Origin of the sequence: Plantactinospora sp. GCM10030261, assembly GCF_042666615.1 — a bacterium.
GTDB lineage: Bacteria > Actinomycetota > Actinomycetes > Mycobacteriales > Micromonosporaceae > KBS50.
The window spans coordinates 50843-69547 of record NZ_JBHTDD010000008.1; the positions used below are offsets into that span (position 1 = coordinate 50843).

At 71.0% G+C, this 18705-nt stretch carries 20 protein-coding genes; 17 read left to right on the top strand and 3 right to left on the bottom strand.

The features are described from left to right. Positions 1-96: 96 nt before the first annotated feature. From ACFQUZ_RS11960 to ACFQUZ_RS12010, 11 genes are all read left to right on the top strand, one after another. The gene (locus ACFQUZ_RS11960; RefSeq protein ID WP_377441234.1) at positions 97-471 is read left to right on the top strand and encodes a DUF485 domain-containing protein; all 375 of its coding nucleotides are present in this window, start codon (positions 97-99) and stop codon (positions 469-471) included. After that, positions 468-2141, top strand: a complete 1674-nt coding sequence (locus ACFQUZ_RS11965; RefSeq protein ID WP_377441236.1) for a cation acetate symporter — start codon at positions 468-470, stop codon at positions 2139-2141. The genes ACFQUZ_RS11960 and ACFQUZ_RS11965 overlap by 4 nt, the downstream gene beginning before the upstream one ends. Positions 2142-2324: 183 nt before the next feature. After that, positions 2325-3302: a UDP-glucuronic acid decarboxylase family protein gene (locus ACFQUZ_RS11970; RefSeq protein WP_377441238.1), complete on the top strand. Its 978-nt coding sequence runs from the start codon at positions 2325-2327 to the stop codon at positions 3300-3302. Positions 3303-3394: 92 nt separating this feature from the next. Next, positions 3395-4738 carry an LCP family protein gene (locus tag ACFQUZ_RS11975; RefSeq protein WP_377441240.1) on the top strand — a complete coding sequence of 448 codons (1344 nt, stop codon included), beginning with the start codon at positions 3395-3397 and terminating at the stop codon, positions 4736-4738. A 174-nt stretch (positions 4739-4912) separates the two neighbouring features. Continuing rightward, a complete protein-coding gene (locus ACFQUZ_RS11980) occupies positions 4913-6166 on the top strand; it encodes an LCP family protein (protein WP_377441242.1) in 1254 nt (417 codons plus the stop codon). 290 nt (positions 6167-6456) lie between these two features. Beyond that, positions 6457-7395 carry an LCP family protein gene (locus ACFQUZ_RS11985; RefSeq protein WP_377441244.1) on the top strand — a complete coding sequence of 313 codons (939 nt, stop codon included), beginning with the start codon at positions 6457-6459 and terminating at the stop codon, positions 7393-7395. A gap of 91 nt (positions 7396-7486) precedes the next feature. Beyond that, complete coding sequence (locus ACFQUZ_RS11990; protein ID WP_377441246.1) at positions 7487-7822, top strand: rhodanese-like domain-containing protein; 336 nt, start codon at positions 7487-7489, stop codon at positions 7820-7822. A 4-nt stretch (positions 7823-7826) separates the two neighbouring features. Beyond that, entirely contained in the window at positions 7827-8663 is an 837-nt protein-coding gene (locus ACFQUZ_RS11995) for a glycerophosphodiester phosphodiesterase (RefSeq protein ID WP_377441248.1), read from the top strand. Between the two features lie 47 nt (positions 8664-8710). Continuing rightward, on the top strand, positions 8711-10216 hold the full coding sequence (locus tag ACFQUZ_RS12000) for an ATP-binding protein (protein WP_377441250.1): 1506 nt from the start codon (positions 8711-8713) through the stop codon (positions 10214-10216). 29 nt (positions 10217-10245) lie between these two features. Further along, positions 10246-10689 (top strand): ATP-binding protein, encoded by a 444-nt coding sequence (locus ACFQUZ_RS12005; RefSeq protein WP_377441595.1) that lies wholly within the window; start codon positions 10246-10248, stop codon positions 10687-10689. 57 nt (positions 10690-10746) lie between these two features. After that, on the top strand, positions 10747-11631 hold the full coding sequence (locus ACFQUZ_RS12010) for a DUF5926 family protein (protein ID WP_377441252.1): 885 nt from the start codon (positions 10747-10749) through the stop codon (positions 11629-11631). Positions 11632-11664: 33 nt separating this feature from the next. Here ACFQUZ_RS12010 and ACFQUZ_RS12015 read toward each other — a convergent pair whose 3' ends face one another. Beyond that, positions 11665-12867 carry an arginine deiminase gene (locus ACFQUZ_RS12015; RefSeq protein WP_377441254.1) on the bottom strand — a complete coding sequence of 401 codons (1203 nt, stop codon included), beginning with the start codon at positions 12865-12867 and terminating at the stop codon, positions 11665-11667. Positions 12868-13031: 164 nt separating this feature from the next. Here ACFQUZ_RS12015 and ACFQUZ_RS12020 point away from each other — a divergent pair, with 164 nt between their 5' ends. The 5 genes from ACFQUZ_RS12020 (at position 13032) to pheA (ending at position 16570) form a co-directional block, all read left to right on the top strand. After that, complete coding sequence (locus ACFQUZ_RS12020) at positions 13032-13769, top strand: hypothetical protein (RefSeq protein ID WP_377441256.1); 738 nt, start codon at positions 13032-13034, stop codon at positions 13767-13769. Positions 13770-13945: 176 nt separating this feature from the next. Further along, a complete protein-coding gene (locus ACFQUZ_RS12025; RefSeq protein ID WP_377441258.1) occupies positions 13946-14404 on the top strand; it encodes a hypothetical protein in 459 nt (152 codons plus the stop codon). Between the two features lie 141 nt (positions 14405-14545). Continuing rightward, positions 14546-14935 (top strand): ACT domain-containing protein, encoded by a 390-nt coding sequence (locus tag ACFQUZ_RS12030; protein ID WP_377441259.1) that lies wholly within the window; start codon positions 14546-14548, stop codon positions 14933-14935. Positions 14936-15043: 108 nt separating this feature from the next. After that, positions 15044-15604: a hypothetical protein gene (locus ACFQUZ_RS12035; protein ID WP_377441261.1), complete on the top strand. Its 561-nt coding sequence runs from the start codon at positions 15044-15046 to the stop codon at positions 15602-15604. 9 nt (positions 15605-15613) lie between these two features. Further along, positions 15614-16570, top strand: coding sequence for a prephenate dehydratase (gene pheA, locus ACFQUZ_RS12040; protein WP_377441263.1), 957 nt, complete (start codon positions 15614-15616; stop codon positions 16568-16570). Positions 16571-16672: 102 nt separating this feature from the next. Here the strand turns inward: pheA and ACFQUZ_RS12045 are convergent, their stop codons facing one another. Next, positions 16673-17398 (bottom strand): AIM24 family protein, encoded by a 726-nt coding sequence (locus tag ACFQUZ_RS12045; RefSeq protein ID WP_377441265.1) that lies wholly within the window; start codon positions 17396-17398, stop codon positions 16673-16675. 97 nt (positions 17399-17495) lie between these two features. After that, positions 17496-17858 (bottom strand): metallopeptidase family protein, encoded by a 363-nt coding sequence (locus ACFQUZ_RS12050; protein WP_377441598.1) that lies wholly within the window; start codon positions 17856-17858, stop codon positions 17496-17498. 76 nt (positions 17859-17934) lie between these two features. Here ACFQUZ_RS12050 and ACFQUZ_RS12055 point away from each other — a divergent pair, with 76 nt between their 5' ends. Beyond that, positions 17935-18693, top strand: a complete 759-nt coding sequence (locus tag ACFQUZ_RS12055; protein WP_377441267.1) for a hypothetical protein — start codon at positions 17935-17937, stop codon at positions 18691-18693. The last annotated feature ends 12 nt before the right edge of the window (positions 18694-18705 follow it).

An 18705-nucleotide genomic window follows, 5' to 3' on the forward strand; every position in this document is an offset into this window, starting at 1 on the left:
CCGGGCCGCTTCCGCACCGCCGTACCGCTTCCTACCGTGCGCGCTACCGCGCTGGTTCCCGGCGCGAACCGCACACCTGTGGAGGTGGTGACACGCATGTCCACGGATACCCCGGCCGGGACGCCGGCTCCGGCCGACTCACCCGGCCCGACCGATTCCCCCAGGGACCGCTATATTGCCGTGGCCCGTTCAGACGAGTTCGCTGGCCTGCGCAAGGCACTGCGCGGCTTCGTCTTCCCGATGACCGTGGCGTTCTTTCTCTGGTACGCGCTGTACGTGATCATGTCCGCGTACGCCCGCGGCTTCATGGGTCAGGTCCTGTTCGGCCACATCAATGTCGCGCTGATCTTCGGGCTGCTCCAGTTCGTCACGACGTTCCTCATCGCCTGGCTCTACGCGCGCTACGCCGATCGGAAGCTCGACCCGGTCGCCGACAAGATCCGTGGCGACCTCACCGGGGGTGACTCATGAGTGCCATCCTGGCAGCCGAGGCGTCTGGCGGCGGCACCGCACGCACCCTGACCATCACGCTGTTCGTCCTGCTGGTGGCGGTGACGCTGGGGATCACCATCTGGGCCAGCCGGCAGACCCGGACGGCGACCGACTTCTACGCCGGGGGACGGTCGTTCTCGGGCTTCCAGAACGGTCTCGCGATCGGCGGCGACTACATGTCGGCGGCGTCGTTCCTGGGCATCGCCGGCCTGATCGCGCTGTACGGCTACGACGGCTTCCTCTACTCGATCGGCTTCCTGGTCGCCTGGTTGGTGGCCCTGCTGCTGGTCGCGGAGCTGCTGCGCAACTCGGGCCGGTACACGATGGCCGACGTGCTGGCGTTCCGGATGCGGCAGCGGCCGGTCCGCACCGCGGCGGCCGTTTCCACAATCACGGTGTCGATCTTCTATCTGCTGGCCCAGATGGTCGGAGCCGGCGCGCTTGTCGCGCTGCTGCTCGGGATCAAGCCGGGAACCACCTTCCTCGGCATGGACGCCGACACCGCGAAGGTCGCCACGATCATCCTGGTCGGCGCCCTCATGATCATCTACGTCACGGTCGGCGGGATGAAGGGCACCACCTACGTCCAGATCATCAAGGCCGTGCTGTTGATGGGCGGCACGCTGATCATCACGCTGCTGGTGCTCGCGAAGTTCAACTTCAACCTCTCGACGCTGCTCGGCGCGGCGGCGGAGAAATCCGGCAAGGGCGCCGCGTTCCTCGAACCCGGACTTCGGTACGGCGTGGAGAGCGCCGACGCGACGAAGACCTTCTACAGCAAGATGGACCTGTTGTCGCTGGGCATCGCCCTGGTGCTCGGCACCGCCGGGCTGCCGCACATCCTGATCCGCTTCTACACGGTGCCGACCGCCAAGGCGGCCCGGCGCAGCGTGATCTGGGCGATCGGGATCATCGGTACCTTCTATCTGTTCACCCTGGCCCTGGGGTTCGGCGCGGCGGCACTGGTGGGCGGCGACGCGATCCGGGAACAGGACGCGGCGGGCAACACCGCGGCGCCGCAACTCGCCGAGTCACTCGGCATCGACTTCCTCGGCGGGGAGACCGGCGGGGCGGTCATGCTCGCGTTCATCGCGGCGGTTGCCTTCGCCACCATTCTCGCCGTGGTCGCCGGGCTCACCCTGGCCTCGTCGTCCAGCCTGGCGCACGACTTCTACGCCAACGTCATCAAGCGCGGTGAGGCGTCGGAGCGTCAGGAAGTCAACGTCGCGCGGATCTCCGCCTTCGGGATCGGCGCCGTCGCGATCGTGTTGTCGATCTTCGCGCAGGGCCTCAACGTGGCCTTCCTGGTGGCGCTCGCCTTCGCGGTGGCCGCCTCCGGCAACCTGCCGGCGATCCTCTACAGCCTGTTCTGGAAGCGGTTCAACACCTCCGGCGCCGTCTGGGCCATCTACGGTGGCCTGTCCGCCGCGGTGGTGCTTGTCTTCTTCTCGCCGGTGGTCTCCGGCTCGCCGACGTCAATGTTCCCCGACGCGGACTGGCACTGGTTCCCGCTGTCCAACCCGGGCATCATCTCGATCCCGTTCGGGTTCCTCTGCGGGTGGCTCGGCACCATCCTGTCCAAGGAGCACGACGAGGACAAGTACGCCGAACTGGAGGTCCGCTCCCTCACCGGGGCTGGCGCGCACTGACGCCGTCGGTGCGGGGCCCCCTCGGGGGCCCCGCACCGTGAATCCGTCGCGGGTCACGGCTCCCGCTTCGTCCGGTTACCGTCACTCATGAGCGGCGTCGCTCGATGAACAGGAACGGCCGGCGCCGCGCTTCCGGTCGCCGCCCGATGCTTTCGAGATCGCGATTCCGGGTACGCTCCCCGCATGGTGATTTCGCAGCGGTTCGGCCCCGGACACCGAATCCTCGTCACCGGTGGCGCCGGCTTTGTCCCCTCGCACGTCGTCGATGCCCTGATCGCCCGCGGGTGCACCGTGGTCGCCGTCGACAACTTCGTCACCGGTTCCAAGGAAAACCTGGCGCAGCTCGCCGACGAGCCCCGGTTCACCCTTGTCGAGGCGGACGTCTCGGAGGGGCTGCCCGGTCACCACCCGGCGCTGGCCGAGCGATTCGACGCGATCATGCACCTCGCCTCCCCGGCCAGCCCCACCGACTTCGCCACGCTTCCGGTCGAGATCCTGCGCGTGGGCTCGCTGGGCACGCTGCATCTGCTCGACCGGGCGGTGAGCGACGGGGCCCGGTTCCTGCTCGCCTCGACCTCCGAGGCGTACGGCGATCCGCAGGTCCACCCCCAGCCGGAGAGCTACTGGGGGAATGTGAACCCGATTGGCGTCCGCAGCGTGTACGACGAGGCCAAGCGCTTCGCCGAGGCCGCCACCATGGCATACCACCGGCTGCACGGGCTGGACGTGGGGATCGTCCGGATCTTCAACACGTACGGTCCCCGGATGCGCCCGGACGACGGGCGGGCCATCCCGGCGTTCATCACCCAGGCGCTGCGCGGTGAGCCGCTGACGGTGCACGGCACCGGCAGCCAGACCCGGTCGATCTGCTATGTGGACGACCTGGTCCGGGGGATCCTGCTGCTGCTCGACTCCGCCGAGACGGGTCCGGTGAACTGCGGCACCGAGCACGAGGTGTCGATGCGGGAGCTGGCCGAGCGGATCGTTTCGATGACCGGAAGCAGCTCCACTGTGACGTACGTCACCCGTCCGTCCGACGATCCCGAGTTGCGTCGCCCGGACCTCACATTGGCCCGCGAACGTCTCGGATTCGAGCCCCAGGTCAGCCCCCAGGAGGGGTTGAGGCGCACCATCGAGTACTTCAGCCAACGGTTGGCCTGACGCCAGGCGAGACGGGACCGGTCGTCACATATCGGTCACGCAGCGGTCATCGCATCCCGGCCTTCTTGGCTCCGCTACGTACCCTGATTTACATGTCAGCGACCACGCCCTGGATGTCCGGCAATGCCCACCGGCACCCCGCCGGGGACGCTTACCGGCGTACCCCCGGCCCTCGCTCGGCCGATGGCGGAGCGGGCCGGGCCAGCGTGCCCGGTGCCGCCGGGCGCGGGCGCAGTGCCGGGCGGGCCTCGATCCCCCGCCCGGGAGGCCCCTCGTCCCGGTCCGGCTACCACCCGGATTCCGGCTACGACGATCGACGCGGTTACGACGACGAGCCCGGCTTCGGGCGTCGTACCCGCCGTCCCGGCTCCGGCGGCGTGCCGGGCGGGCCCGGTGGACCGGGTACGTCCGGCGACGGCCGCCGTCGCCCCCGGTGGAAGCGCATCGCCCTGGTCGCCGGCGTGACCCTGCTCGTTCTCGCCCTGCTCGGTGGCGTCGGAGGATGGGTCTACGCGCGCAACCTCAACGACGACCTCAAGCGCACCGACCCGTTCTCCCAGATCACCGGCGGTCGGCCGGTCAAGGGCGTGAGCGGGGCTCTGAACATTCTGATGGTCGGCAGCGACTCCCGGGATCCGGACGCCCCGGTGAACGAGGCAAGTAAATGGCGGGCCGACGCGATCATCCTGATGCACGTCCCAGCCAGCCACGACAAGGCGTACCTGGTGTCCATCCCGCGTGACCTCTACGTGCCGGTGCCGGACAGCGCGTCGGCCAGTTGCGACAGCGGGGGGCGCAAGAAGATCAACGCGTCGTTCGCGCTGGGTGGGCTACCGCTCGCGGTCCGCACGGTGGAGTGCTTCAGCGACGTCCGCATCGATCACGTGATGGCCATCGACTTCGCCGGCTTCAAGGAGGTCACCGACGCCCTCGGCGGCGTCGACCTACCCGTCGAGCGGAGCATCACCTCGATCCACAAGCCGTACCGCACGTTCACCAAGGGCACCATGCACATGGACGGCGCGACGGCGCTCGACTGGATCCGGCAGCGCAAGCAGTTCCCCCAGGGTGACTTCGCCCGGATGCGGCACCAGCAGGAGTTCATGCGCGCCCTGATGGACAAGGCGGCCAGCACGGGAACGCTGTCCAATCCGGGCAAGCTGAACGCGTTCCTCACGTCGGTGACGAAGGCGGTGACCGTTGACGAGGGCTTCTCGTTGATCGACATGGGGGTGCAGTTCCGCAACCTGCGCGGCCAGAACCTCCAGTTCATCACGAGCCCGCACAACGGCAGCCAGACGATCGACGGGGAGTCCGTGGTGGTCTCCGACCGGGAGAACGCCCTCAAGATGTACCAGGCGATTGCCGCCGACAAGATGGGCGAGTGGGTCGGTGCGAATGCCTCACCGTCTCCGACCAACGGCGGTTCAAACTAGCCAAAAGGACGATTCGGAGCAGGTCGCCCCGGAACGACATGGCCGGGTTGGGGCGATCCTGGTCCGGTTCAGGTGAGAACCTGGCCGTGCGGGGCTTCGCGGGAACCGCCCGAGGTCCGTAAAGTGGGCTCGCCTCGGACGGACAGAGCCCTCGCACGCTGACCTGGAGCACGAATGTCGGTTGATACCCGCGGTCGTCCGCCATCGGTGACGGCCCGCGCGGCGAACGTGTACGGGTCCCCGGGCGGTCATCCGCCCACCGGGCGTGCCGGGCAGCCGTCCACGGCTGGAGGCGGCGGCAACCCGCCCACCGGCCGCGGAGGGAAGGCGGGCCGGCGCAAGCGCCGTCGTGACCCGTTCTGGGCCCGGGCCCTGGTGGTCTTCGGCGCGACGTTGATGATGCTGAGCGGCATCGCGATCGTCGGCAGTAAGGCAATGATCAGCCAGGCGACCGGCAACATCGACCGGGAGAATCTGCTCGGCGGGGCCGGAAAGTCCGAGGCCGAGGGCGGCCGGAACCTCGACGGTCCGATCGACCTGCTGCTGCTCGGGGTGGACGCGCGGACCGGGTGGAAGGAGGACGAGACCCGCCCGGACACCATCATCATCCTGCACATCCCGGCCACCCACGACCGGGCCTACCTGCTCTCCATCCCGCGGGACACGGAGGCGCGGATCCCTGCGTTCGGGCAGAGCCGGTATCCCGGCGGGATCGACAAGATCAACGCCGCCTTCCAGCACGGTGCGCAGAACGGCGGCGGCTACAAGGGCGGCACTCAGTTGCTCGCCCAGACGATCAAGAACATGTCGGGAATCAGCTTCGACGGGGCCGCCATCATCAACTTCCAGGGCTTCAAGAGCGTGATCGACGCCCTGGGCACCGTGCGGATGTGCGTGGACCAGCGGGTGGAGTCGTACCACATGCGGATGGTCGACGGTAAGCCGACGTGGAACGCGGACGCCAAGAAGGCCGGCAAGTGGGGTCCCCCGGTCGTCCACAAGCCCGGCTGCAAGGAGATGGCTGGCTGGGAGGCGCTTGACTACTCCCGGCAGCGGTACGGCCTGAAGAACGGCGACTACGACCGGCAGCGGCACCAGCAACAACTGATCAAGGCGATGGCCAAGAAGGCCATGGACGGCGGCGTGATGACCAACCCGGTCAAGCTGAACGGGCTCATCAAGGCCGCCGGCAAGGCGTTCACGCTGGACACCGGTGGCGTCCCGATCGACGACTTCATCTTCACCATGCGTGGGGTGACCGCCAACGACCTGACGCTGCTGCGCACCAACGGCGGAAAGTTCCACGGGGAGAACAGCCGCGAACTGCTCAGCGAGGAGAGCCGGGCCATGTTCCAGGCCGTCAAGGACGACCGGCTCGACGAGTTCATCCTGGCAAACCCCGGTGCACTGGCCGGGAAGCCGGCCTGACGGCAAAAGCCGTGAAAGCGGCTAGCTGACCAAAACGGGCCCCTAGGCTGACGTGAGAACCATTCCGCAGCCAGGGTCCGGGAGGGGTCACGTCCACACGAAAGCGGGTCGCACCAGACGCCCGAGACGCCAACCCCGCCACGCAGGGGGCGCCGCCTCCCGCCGGTCCGTCGGCCGGCGAACCCCCCATCGGTCCGCCGCCCGCCAACTCCGGCCCGGCACCCGCCGACCGGCCACGTCGCCGGGCCCCGCTCTGGCCCAGGCTCGCGCTCGCCGTCGGTGTCGCGCTCGTGGTTCTCGCCGGCGGCGCCGGACTGGGCCTGCACGCGCTCACCGGCCGGTACGACCGCAGCGTGCTCAAGGAACCGCTGCTCGACCAGACGGCCCGGCGCCCGCACGCCGCCATCACCGGTCCGCTCACCTACCTGCTCGTCGGCTCGGACCAGCGCACGGCCCAACCGGACACGGACGCCCGCTCAGACACGATCATCATCGCCCACGTGCCGGCCAGCCTCGACCGCGCGTACCTGATCTCGATCCCCCGCGATCTGCTTGTCGAGATCCCGCCGGGCGGTGACTGGGCAGGCGGCAGCGACAAGGTCAACGCGGCCTTCGACTACGGCGGCGGCGGGCAGGGCGGCGCCCGGCTGCTCTCGGCCGCCCTGAGCCACCTCACCGGCGTACGGTTCGACGGCGCGGCCCTTATCGACTTCTCCGGCTTCCGGCGGGTCATCGACCTGCTCGGCGGAATCCGGATGTGCGTCGACACCCCGGTGCGTTCCATCCACACGGGCACCACATTCGCCGCCGGATGCCAGCAGATGACCGGGGACCGGGCGCTCGACTATGCCCGGCAGCGTTATGACCTGCCCAACGGGGACTTCGACCGGCAGCGGCACCAGCAGCAACTGCTCCGAGCGATCCTGGAACGGATCTCGCCCACCGATCTCGTGACCAACCCCGTCCGGTTCGACCAGGTGATCCGGGCGATCGGCTCGACCTTCACGGTCGACACCAACGGTGTCCAGCTCGAAGACCTGATCTTCGGCCTACGCGGGGTGCGGTCCGACCGGCTCGTCGGTGTGCAACTGCCGTCCCACCCGGAAATGATCGACGAAACCTCGTACGTGCTGCCCGACCCGGAGGCCGACGGCCTGTACCGGGCACTGACCGGCAACACCCTGGATGCCTGGGTCACCGCGAACCCGCGCTGGGTGAACCGGCTGTAGCGCGGCCGCCCGAGCGGCAGGCTGGGCGCGGCAGCCGGGACCCGCCCCGCTGGCTGGGCGAACGCGGACTCACCGCCTAGGCTTGGCGACTGTGTTCGGACCTGATATTCCCACCGTGAACCCGGCCGAGGTGGCCGACGGCGACTACCTCCTCGACGTCCGGGAGCCGGACGAGTGGTCCGCCGGGCACGCCCCCGGCGCCCACCACCTGCCGATGATGGAGGTGCCCGCCCGGCTCTCCGAGATCCCGACGGACCGTGACGTGGTGGTGGTCTGCCGCTCGGGCGGACGATCGGCCCAGGTGGTCGGCTATCTGCTCGGCAACGGCTGGGACAACGTCCGCAACCTCGCTGGCGGGATGCACGGTTGGACCGCCACCGGGCGACCGGTGGCCACGGACGACGGGCAGCCGGGCCGCGTGCTCTGAGCCGATGCGTCCCGGGTGGGAGACGAAATCCACCGGAGCTGACCGGCCCGAGCCGCTGGTGTTCGCGCACCGCGGCTCGTCCGCCGCGTTACCCGAACACACCCTCGCCGCGTACCTCCGCGCGATCGACGAGGGTGCCGACGGGCTGGAATGCGACGTCCGGCTCACCCGCGACGGCCATCTGGTGTGCGTACACGACCGGCGGTTGGACCGGACCAGCAACGGCCGTGGCCGGGTCAGCGCGCGCACGCTCGCCGAACTCGACGCGCTGGACTTCGGATCATGGCATCCCGGCGCGTCCTCCGAGGACGCCCCCACGGATGTGCCGGCCGATCCGTCGCGTACCCGGCTGCTCACCCTGGACGGACTGCTCGGCGCGGTACGGGACGCCGGTCGGCCGGTGCGCCTGCTGATCGAGACCAAGCATCCGACCCGGCACGGCGGCTGGGTGGAACGCCGGCTGGTCCGCCTGCTGGACCGGCACGGCCTGCTCCGGCCGTCCCCGACGGATCCGGTCCGGGTCACCGTGATGTCCTTCTCCGCCCTCGCCGTCCGCCGGATCCACGCCCTCGCGCCGGCGTTGCCGACCGTCCTGCTGCTCGAGGTGCTGCCGCCCGGTCTGCGCCTGGGTCTGCTGCCGTTCGGCATCCGGATCGCCGGGCCGGGTATCGGGCTGATCCGCGCCCGGCCCCAGCTCATCCCCGCGCTGCGTGCCACCGGCCGGCAGGTGTACGTATGGACGGTCAACGAGCCGGACGACATCGACCTGGTGCTGGACTGCGGGGTGGACGGGATCATCACCGACCGACCGGCCCTGGTGCTGGAGCGCCTCGGCCGGTGAGCCGGTCCGGGCTGACGCGCCCACGGAACACGAGGCAGACTCGGGGGATGCCGGATCCCCCCGACTACCGCTCGCTCATCGCCGGCCACACCGCCGTCATCGACATGATCAACACGGGTGACGCGGGGCTGCCGATGCTCGGCCGGATGCTGCGTACGGTGCAGCGGTCACTGCGCGCGGACGGAATGGTCTTCGTCGAGTACGCCCCCGCCGAGGGACGGATCGTCGCCGCCACCGGGGCCGCCGAGTGGACCGTGGGCCGGCCGGTGCCGGTCGGCGAGCCACCAACCGCACCGCTCACAAACGGCCCACGCTGTCAGGAGCTACGGGTGGAGGCGCTGGCCGAGGAGTTGGCCGCCCAACTGGACGGGCACGGTCTGGCTCGGATGCTGGTGGCCCGCGCGGAAATCGGTGGGGTCACCGTCGGCGGTCTGCACGCCCTGTACGCCGAGCAGGCGCCGCCACCCGGCGAGGAGGACCGGAGCGTCCTCACCTACGTCGCGTCCTGCATCGCGCACCTCTACGGCGACCAGGCCGGGCTGCCGGTGCACGGCGACGGTCCGGTGGTCGCCGCGCTCGCCGACGGCCTGGCCATCGTTGATCGGGACGGTGGGGTACGGCTGTGGAATCCGGCCGCTGAACGGGTCACCGGCCTGGCCGCGGCGCACATCGTCAACCGTCCGATTCCGTTTCCGGTGCCACCGCCGGGGCAGGTGGTCGACCACCGGTTGCCGGACGGTCGCTGGTTGAAGATCACCAGCGGCGAGTTGCCCGGCAGTGTGGCATCCCGGGTGGTCACCTTCTCCGACGTCACCGACCAGCATCAGCGCGATCTCGACCGCGACCTGTTCGTCGCGGTGACCAGCCATGAACTCCGCACCCCCATCACGGTCATCAAGGGCTTCGCCGACACGCTCAACAACCACTGGGACTCGGTTCCGGAGCCGGACCGGCAGGAGGCCGCGCGGGTCATCGGGCAGCGTGCCGACGAGTTGGCCCGGCTGGTCGACCGGCTGCTCTCGGCGGCGACCGGCGCCGGCTCGATGGGCGGCGCTCGGCCCGTACCATTTGATCTTCCGGCCGCGCTCCGGGAGGCGGTGGTGGACCTGCCCGCGGACCTGCGGCGGCGGTTGGTCCTCGCCCTGCCCACCGGGCTGCCGACGGCGGCGGGCGATCCGACGAGCGTGCCGACCGTGCTGACCGAGCTGGTCACCAATGCCGGCAAGTACGCGCCGGCCGGCTCGTCGATCGAGGTGAGCGCCGAGGCGGACGAACGATCGGTGGTGTTCCGGGTCAGCGACCGGGGGATCGGGGTCCGGCCCGAGCACGTCGAGCGGGCGTTCGACCGGTTCTGGCAGGGCGAGTCCGGTGACCGGCGCCGCTACCCCGGCGCCGGACTCGGCTTATACCTGGTGAGAAGGATCGTAGAACGACAAAAAGGGTGGGTCAGCCTCCGCCCGCGCGCCGGGGGCGGTACCGTCGCAGAGGTGCGGCTTCCCCGGGGATCAGCCACGGTGGACGGCCGTCCATCCGGCGAGGAGGCGGCGAGGTGACAGCGGACCCGGCCGAGCGGGCCTGGTGCGTGGTCGTGCCCCATCAGGCGCGCGGCGCGCGGATGGCCCGGCATCGGCTGGCCAACGAACTGGCCGGGACGATCCGGCCCGGGCTGCTTGCCGACGTGGTCGCGGTCCTCGCCGAACTCGTCGGCAACTCGGTACGACACGCCGAGCCGCTACCCGGGGCGGTGATCCGGGTGGCCTGGCGGCATCGATCCGAGTCCGGCACGGACGTGGTTCAGGTCAGGGTGACCGACAGCGGCGGCGGTGACCGCCCCCGGATGCGGGAAACCGGTCCGGAGGCTCTGGACGGGCGCGGACTCCACATCGTGGCCGCGCTGGCCACCAACTGGGGGGTCGACCGGGACGGCCTGGGTCAGAGCGTCTGGGCCGAGCTACGCGCCCCCGCCGGTGAGCCGGCCGGCACCGACGCCGTCGGTGCCGGCACCAGCCTGCTCAGCGTCTCCTGAGCCGGCTCGCCGGCCGTTACCGCCCGTCGGCCGCGCAGCCGCGTAGGCTGTCTCGCCGTGAGCAAGCGTCGGAAGAACAACCGGGGCGCCGAGGCGGCGCCGAAGCGCCAGAAGGTGCGTGACATCTTCGTACCTCGGCCGTTCGAAGGACTGGCCGATGAGGTGGAGTGGATCGCACTCCGCGAGTTCGTCCCGGCCGCCTCCGCGCCGCTGGCACTGCGACCGGAACTGATCGAGGAGTACGGCGACCGCCCGGTGACCCTGGCCACCGTCCTGCCGATGGCCTCGCCGGCGGTCGCCCGAGACGACGGCCGGATCCTGCTCGGGCTGCAACGCCATGTCCAGTCCGGTGACGCGTCCCGGGATCTCGCCGAGGCCTTGCTGTGCGCCCTGCGGACCACGCCCGGCCAGCCGGTCTCCGTCCCGGCGCTGCCGGGCGAGGGGCCGCGCCTGCCCGACGTCCTGGCCGACGGGCCACTCGACATCACCATGCACGACGGCTTCGAGTTCTGGCTGGCCGAGGACGCCCCCCGGGACGGTAACGTCCAGGCCTCGCTGGAGCGGGCCAACGCCTCGATCTTCCCCACCGTGAAGCTCGCCGCCGCGCGGGCCGCGTACTGGGTCCGGGTGCCGGACAAGGCGCACGTGCGCTGGGTCCTGCCGGACGACGAGGACGACGCGCTGGACGCGCTGTCCCGGCTCGCCGCAGCCGGTGAGCTGACGCTTGCCGAGGACACCCGGTTCGCCGGGATGTTCCGCGCGCACGGCCGGCTCGTCCCGGTCTGGGACCTGCCGGCCGAGCCGACGGCCGAACGCTGGGAGGCGCCGGTCACCGAGTTCGCCAAGCGGTACGCCACGGCGCTGGCCGACGACGCCCCGCTGGACGCCGCCGGCCGCCGAGCCAAGCAGGGCCTCCTCGGGCGGCAGCTCACCCTCCGCTGAGCCACGCGGAAGGGCTCTCCCAGCGGCTCTTTCTCACCTCGGGTCGCGGACCAGTGGGCAGGACATGCACCGGGGCCCGCCCCGGCCGGAACCGAGTTCCGAGCCGGCGATCCGGATCACCTCGATGCCGGCCCGCTCCAGTTGCGCGTTGGTTTCCACGTTCCGTTCGTACGCCACGCACAGCCGGGGCGCGATCGCCAAGGTGTTGTTGCCGTCGTCCCACTGCTCCCGCTCCGCCGTGACGGGATCCAACCCGGTGTCGATCACCCGGAGGCGGTCCAGGTCCATGGCATCCGCCGCGGCCCGCAGGAACGGCGCCGGACCATCCACCCGCGGTTCGCCGTCCGGACCCACGATCACCGTGTACGCGGTGAGGGTGTCGGCGATGTTCGGGTACATCAGGACGGCGTCGGCGTCCACCATGGTGCAGACGGTGTCCAGGTGCATGGTGGCCCGCTGCTGCGCGATCGGCACGACGAGCAGGGTGTGCGCCAGATCGGCGGCGAACACCCGACGCGCCAGGCGCTCCGCGCCGGCCGGCGTGGTGCGCTCACCGACGCCGATGGCGATCACTCCGGGCGCCAGCAGCAGGACGTCGCCGCCCTCGACGTGTTCCAGATCGGGGTGGTAGACGAACTCGGTGCCGGCGAACCGGGGGTGGTGGCGGTAGATGGCGTCGGTGAGCGTGGTCTCCCGCCGCCGGGCCGGCATGGCGAGGCTTGTCACCGCGGCCCGGTCCCGGATCCACACCGACGAGTCGCGGGTGAACAGCAGGTTCGGCAGGGGGTCGATGACGAAGTCGTGCCTGTCCATCAGCTCGTAGACCAGACCACCAGGGCGGTCCGCGCCGGTTCGCAGTTCCTCGTGGGCGAGTCCCGCGATCATCACGTCGGACAGTCTGGCCGGGTCGAGGTACGCGAGGTGGTCCGCCACCCGTCGACGCAACGTCTCTCCCAACCGGTGGTCGGCGAGCACGTGCTCGGTGACCTCGGTTCGCGCCTGCGGCAGGGCGAGCGTCTCGGCAAGGAGCGTGCCAAGGTAGAGAACCTCCACCCCCCGGTCCCGCAATGCCGCCGCGAATCCGTCATGCTCCTCCTGAGCACGACCCACCCACGGGATGGCGTCGAAGAGGAGGGAGTCGTTGTTGCGCGGGGTCAACCGGGCCAACTCGGGCCCCGGACGGTGCAGCAGGACGGTGTTGAGCCGGCCGACCTCACTGTCGACGTAGTGAGTCATTGGTGCAGCGTAGGACAGTGCTTGGCACCATCCGGAAATTCGGTCCTGCCGTGAATATGGCATTCATCCTTACTCACTCCAGCGCTTCCGTTTGACGGTCCGGCCGTTCATCCACGTAGGGTAGTTAGCAGATAACTTCAGGAGACCTTTTGCCGGAGGTCGGAATGACAGTCTTTCCCGCGCGCCGCGCGATCCCCACGAGCCGGGCGCTCCCGTCCGGGAGCCCGCTCCACGGGCCGCCGACCACGCTCGACACGGTCCGGCCGCCCAGTCCGGTCGAGTGGGCCCGCCGCCGCCGCGCCGAGCGCGAGGCACGTCGAGTGGAGGCCGCGGGCGCGCGGGCGCTCGGCCGGCTCGACTCGCTCGGTCCGAGCTGGCACATCACCGAGCTGCCGCCGGCCGAGACCCGCAGAACGTTCCTCGACGCGCAGCGGCCGGACGAGCGCAGCAGTTTCCTGGCCATTGGGCCGGGCGGCCTGTTCGCTGTCACGATCGCCGACCATGGCCGGACCAGGGTGATGGTGGCCGGCGACGTCGTCCAGATCAATGGCAAGCGGCCCAGCTATGTGGCGGACGCCCGGCGGGAGGCGAGGCGGGCCGGGAAGGCCCTCACCAACGCCACCGGGCTGACCATCCCCGTCACGCCGGTGCTGACCTTCGTCGGCTCCGGCGACATAAGCGTTTACGGCCTGCCCAAGGACTGCCTGGTGGCCACCCACCGGGAACTCGACCGGTTGCTCGTCGCAGGGGGCGATCGGATCAGCCCGGCCACCGCCGACAAGCTGTACCGGATCGCCCAGGCGCCCACCACCTGGGGCCTGCCGGCGCAGCCCGAGGCCGCCACCTACCGGTGGTACGAGCACGGCCGAACGGCCGCTGACAAGCAACCGACCCGGCGGTAACCTCGACAGGCAGCGGCATCGCCGGGAGCGGTGGGTCCGCCCGGAAACCGGTCGGCGCACGGAACGGACCGGTCAGCGCACGGATCCGGGTCCATGGCGCGGTCGTCACTCCCGGGGCGGCGGTCCGTGACAGGACCGGCTAGCGTGGTCTCGCCGGTGGTTACATAGGAGGCGCGGTGGCCCACGTCGAACTCTCCCTCACGGAAGCGTTCGTGCCGGCACCGGCGACTTCGATCCAGGAGTCGGACAGCTTCTCCCGCTGGGTGGGCACGGTGTCAGCAGCGGTCGAGCCATGCCTGGTCATCGACGTGCACACGATCGTCTCCGCCGTTTCCCGCTCCTGTTGTGACCTGCTCGGCCTCGGTTCGCCGGCCGACGCCGTGGGGCGCCCGCTGCTCGGCAACGGCCTGCGCCTGCTGGACTTCACGGCCGCGCGAGGGGAGTTGACCGACCAGGAGGCTGAGAAGATCCCGCCGCTGCTGGCGATGAGTTCTCAACGGTTGGCCCGCGGTCTGCTCCGGGTCTCCAGCGACATGGCGACCGACATCGACGTGACGGTGGACGCCGTCTCGACCCCGCTGTTCTCCCCGGACGGCACGGTGGCCGGATCGCTCACCTTCCTCTCCGAGGTGTAGCCGGGGCACTCCGAGGTGCGGCCGGGGCACCCGGAGGCGTGGCAGCGGCGAACGCCGGGCGGCACGCCGATCCGCGGTGTGTGTCGTTCGCCGCACCGCGACGGAGTTGGGAGCGGCCCCCACTCACCGTAAGGTGCCCTCATGCTGGATATCGCTCTGCTCCCGGGGGAGTACGCCGTGTGTCGGTTGGCGGCCGGCAGCGCCGTACCAGCGGGCCTGCTGAGCGCCGGTGACGGCGCCGGGGTCGTGTCGATCACCTCGAGCGCTGACGAGACGTCGATCATCTGCCCGGCCGACCGGGTTCCGCGGGACGCCACCGTCGAAACCCCATGGCGCTGCCTCCAGGTGGTCGGCCCGTTCCACCTGGCGCTGACCGGCATCCTCGCCTCGGTCGTCGGTCCGCTCGCCGACGCCCGGGTGAACATCGTCGCGTTCTCCACCTACGACACCGACTATGTGCTGGTGCCGGCGGTTCGGTTGGACGAGGCACTGGCCGCCCTGAGCACCGCCGGGCACCGCGTCGCCGCCTGAGCGCCGCCGGGACCGAACGGTCACCTGTCGACGCGCCTCGCGGCCCGAGTTCCAGGCCCTAGGATGGTGCCGGCCACTCAGCCCCGTCTATGCCGAGGAGTACGAACCGTGCTCGCCTCCCGCGCCGCGGGTGCCCCGCGCAGGTCGACCGTCCGCGCCCGCAGCTCGATCGTCGGCGCCGCCCTACTCGCCGGTGGGACGTTGCTGGTCGGCTGCGGCGCCCCACCCGAACTGGCAGCGACGCCCTCCCCCACGCCCAGCCGGGTGGCTCCGACGGCGACCGGCACGCCAACCTCCCAACCGAGGCCGACCCTCCCCGTCCGGACCCCCACGGCCGGCGCGACCACCGGCGTGGTGGCGCGGCCGTGCGGCGGCCGACCCGCCGGCTCCGCGGTGATCGCCCTGCTGCGCCGGGAACGCGGGCTGCTGCCGGACCGGCTGAAGGTGACCGTGACGACCGGACCCCTGTGTGCCGGGGAATGGCAGTACACCGTCGTCGAGGCCGCGGGGCACGAACCGCTCCAGGCGGTCTCCCGGGGTCGACCCAGCGCACTCACACTTGTCACCGCGGGCACCGACGTCTGCTCGATCCCCGTCCGCACCGCCGCTCCCCCCGGAATCCAGACACTCGCCTGTGATGGCCCGGCCGTCGGCCCGCCGCCTGCGTAGGCTGAGGGAATGCCTGGCACACCACCGAGCCGCTATGTCTACCTCGGCCCGGAGGGCACGTTCACCGAGCAGGCGCTACGAATGATCCCGGCCGCCGAGCACGGCACCCGTACCCCGGCCCGCAGCGTGCCGGAGGCACTGGACGGCGTCCGCGGCGGGGACTTTGACGCTGCCGTGGTCCCGCTGGAGAACTCGGTCGGCGGCGCGGTGCCGGTGACGCTCGACGAACTCGTCTCCGGTGAGCCGCTCGCCATCACCCGGGAGATCGTCCTGCCGGTGCAGTTCGTGTTGGCCGCGGTGGACGAGAAGCCGTTGTCCGGGATCCGGGGGGTGGCCGCCCATCCGCAGGCGTCCGCCCAGTGCCGGCACTGGCTGCGCGAGCACCTCCCGGACGCGACGGTCGTCGACGTGCTCTCCAACGCCGCCGCCGCCGCGGACGCCGCGGCGGGCAGGCACGATGCGGCGATCTGCGCGCCGATCGGCGCCGACCGGCACCGGCTGACCGTACTGGCTGACAAGATCGCCGACCGGGACGACGCGGTGACCCGGTTCGTGCTGGTTTCCCGACCCGGGCCGCCGCCCCCGCCGACCGGCGACGACGTCACGTCGCTGGCCGTCTACATCGCCCACGACCGGGTCGGCGCGCTGCTCGCCGTACTCACCGAACTGTCGGTCCGCGGGGTGAACCTGACCCGGATCGAGTCACGGCCGACCGGTGAGGCTCTCGGGCGATACGTCTTCTTCCTGGACTGCACCGGCCATGTGGCCGACGTCCGGGTCGGCGAGGCACTCCAGGGCCTTCGACGCATCTGTGCCGACGTCCGGTTCCTCGGGTCGTATCCCCGGCACCGCTGGACCGGCGCGGCCGGCGACCGTCCGGTCCAGGGCCCGGCGGGTCTCACCGACCTCGACTTCGCGGACGCCGCCGCCTGGCTGGCCCGGCTCCGCGCCGGCCGGCCGGACTGACCGCCGATCGGCCGACCCGGGCTCACTCCGCCCGCGGCCTGCCGGCCAGGTGGCCCGCCGGCGGCCTGCCGGCCCCGCCGCTGACCGGCCGCGGGCCGCCGGTCAGCTCAGCAGACCGCCGAGCATCCCGCCCTGCTGCTGCTGTTGCTGCCCGGAGCCCTGCACGGGCGGTTCCTCCGACGGCTGGACGACCACGAAGCCCTGGCCGGCGAAGCTCATCGTGAACGCCTCACCGGTGGAGCGGCCGAGCAGGGTGCCGAGGCCGAGCTGCTCGGCCCGGTGGTAACCGGTCTGCAGGCCGGCTGACCAGCAGACGGCGGCCTGCGGGTCGACGTAGGTCGGCTGGTCGACGTTGAGCACGACTGGCGTCCCCCTGGTGGTGATGGCGATCCGGCCGTACCCGCTGAAGACGCAGTTGAACAGGCCGGAGGAGGATGCCATGCCGGCACCGCCGACCATCTTGATGTCGTAGTTGAGGGTGGGGTCGAAGGCCAGCACGCTGGAACCGTTGATCGAGAGCGCGTCGCCCGGCTCGAGGTCGATGATGTGCACGTCCGCGGCCAGGTTGGCGAGGAACACGTCGCCCCGGCCCGTGAGCCGCATCAGCGGCACACCCTCGCCGGTCAGCTTCTGCTTGAGGAACTTGCCGATCCCGCCGGAACCGAGCGCCTGGAACTGCACCTGCCCCTGATAGGCGACCATGGAACCCACCCGGGCCATCGCCTCACCGTTGAGTTCGATCTTCAAGAGCTTGGAGTTCTGGAGTCGCATGCCCGGCTGGGCCGACTCCTGCTCCAGGTTCTCCGGGGAGAAGAGCGCGCTGCGCATGGGGTTCCTCCTGGTCACCGGGGTTGCCGAGGGTCGCGGGACCAGCGTAGGCGGGGCACGCAACGGCGGACCACGACCGTTCAGGCGATGCTCCGCCTCACCCCCAGCCGAGATCGTGCAGCCGTTCGTCGTCGATGCCGAAATGATGGGCGATCTCGTGCACCACCGTCACCGCCACCTCGTCCACGACCTCCTCGTCGTCGGCGCAGATCCGCAGGATCGGACCACGGTAGATGAGAATGCGGTCCGGCAGTACCCCGCCGTAGTCCCAGCCCCGCTCGGTGAGGGCGTGCCCCTCGTAGAGGCCGAGCAGTTCCGGCTCGCCGGGCGGCGGTTCGTCCTCGACCAGGATCACCACGTTGCTCATCAGGCCCAGCAGTTCCTCCGGGACCTCGTCGAGCGCCTCCCCGACCAGTTCCTCGAACCGTTCGCGACTCATCTCGACGGGCACGTTGACCATTGTGCCGCAGCGGGCGGTCCGGCCGGACGCGTGCCATGATTCGGGAGCCACCCGGGTACGCGGCGGAAGGATGGCCATGTCGCACGAGCTCCAGATCCCGCGCCAGGACCGAGCCGGTGACACCGCGACGCTCGAATGGGGCGACGAACGCCCGGCGCCGTCCGGCCGGCTCGCCCGGGTGCGGCAGCGGTTCGGCGGGGACCGTCGCGGGGCACAGCTCGCCGGGGCGCTCGGTGCTGTCGCCGCGTTCGTCTCGCTGACGGAGGAGTGGACCGTCACCTCGGTGCCGGACGCCGGACGCAACGGCAGCCCGGTCGAGGTCCCGGCCGGCGTGGCCGAGGTGGGCGCGTTCGGCACCGGTTACCTGGTCGGCCTGTTCGGTGTGCTCGCGGCGCTGGCTCTGCTGCTGTTCGGCACCGCCGCCGCCGCCCGAAACGCCCGGGTCCTCGGCCTGGCCGCCACCGGCGCGCTGGCCGCACTGCTCCTCGCCGCCGCGCTCACCCTCGAACAGATGGCCGGCCGGTTGTTCTTCTTCAGCGACGACGAGCGGTTCCGGATCGAGCTGGGGCCGGGTCTGACGTTCGCCTTCGCGGCGACCGTGTTGCTCGGCACCGCGATCGTGCTCGCCGGCCGGGCTGCGCTCGGCGGTCACGGCACCACCGCGCCCGGGGCCACCGCCGCGGGGATGGCGGACCAGCCAGGTGACCCGCCGGACGGGACCGACGGGTGGGCCGGACCGGACCGGCACCGGGCGGAATCCGACGCGGAGCCGCACGGCCCCATCGACCTCACGGTGAGCGCGGCACCACCGATTGTCCCGCCCCGGCAGGAGTAGGCGACGGGGACC

Bases quoted from the DNA above. Each gene is read 5' to 3' on its own strand.
- ACFQUZ_RS11960 (WP_377441234.1), top strand. From the start codon at position 97: ATGTCCACGGATACCCCGGCCGGGACGCCGGCTCCGGCCGACTCACCC.
- ACFQUZ_RS11965 (WP_377441236.1), top strand. From the start codon at position 468: ATGAGTGCCATCCTGGCAGCCGAGGCGTCTGGCGGCGGCACCGCACGC.
- ACFQUZ_RS11970 (WP_377441238.1), top strand. From the start codon at position 2,325: ATGGTGATTTCGCAGCGGTTCGGCCCCGGACACCGAATCCTCGTCACC.
- ACFQUZ_RS11975 (WP_377441240.1), top strand. From the start codon at position 3,395: ATGTCAGCGACCACGCCCTGGATGTCCGGCAATGCCCACCGGCACCCC.
- ACFQUZ_RS11980 (WP_377441242.1), top strand. From the start codon at position 4,913: ATGTCGGTTGATACCCGCGGTCGTCCGCCATCGGTGACGGCCCGCGCG.
- ACFQUZ_RS11995 (WP_377441248.1), top strand. From the start codon at position 7,827: ATGCGTCCCGGGTGGGAGACGAAATCCACCGGAGCTGACCGGCCCGAG.
- ACFQUZ_RS12000 (WP_377441250.1), top strand. From the start codon at position 8,711: ATGCCGGATCCCCCCGACTACCGCTCGCTCATCGCCGGCCACACCGCC.
- ACFQUZ_RS12015 (WP_377441254.1), bottom strand. From the start codon at position 12,867: ATGACTCACTACGTCGACAGTGAGGTCGGCCGGCTCAACACCGTCCTG.
- ACFQUZ_RS12020 (WP_377441256.1), top strand. From the start codon at position 13,032: ATGACAGTCTTTCCCGCGCGCCGCGCGATCCCCACGAGCCGGGCGCTC.
- ACFQUZ_RS12030 (WP_377441259.1), top strand. From the start codon at position 14,546: ATGCTGGATATCGCTCTGCTCCCGGGGGAGTACGCCGTGTGTCGGTTG.
- pheA (WP_377441263.1), top strand. From the start codon at position 15,614: ATGCCTGGCACACCACCGAGCCGCTATGTCTACCTCGGCCCGGAGGGC.
- ACFQUZ_RS12045 (WP_377441265.1), bottom strand. From the start codon at position 17,398: ATGCGCAGCGCGCTCTTCTCCCCGGAGAACCTGGAGCAGGAGTCGGCC.
- ACFQUZ_RS12050 (WP_377441598.1), bottom strand. From the start codon at position 17,858: ATGGTCAACGTGCCCGTCGAGATGAGTCGCGAACGGTTCGAGGAACTG.
- ACFQUZ_RS12055 (WP_377441267.1), top strand. From the start codon at position 17,935: ATGTCGCACGAGCTCCAGATCCCGCGCCAGGACCGAGCCGGTGACACC.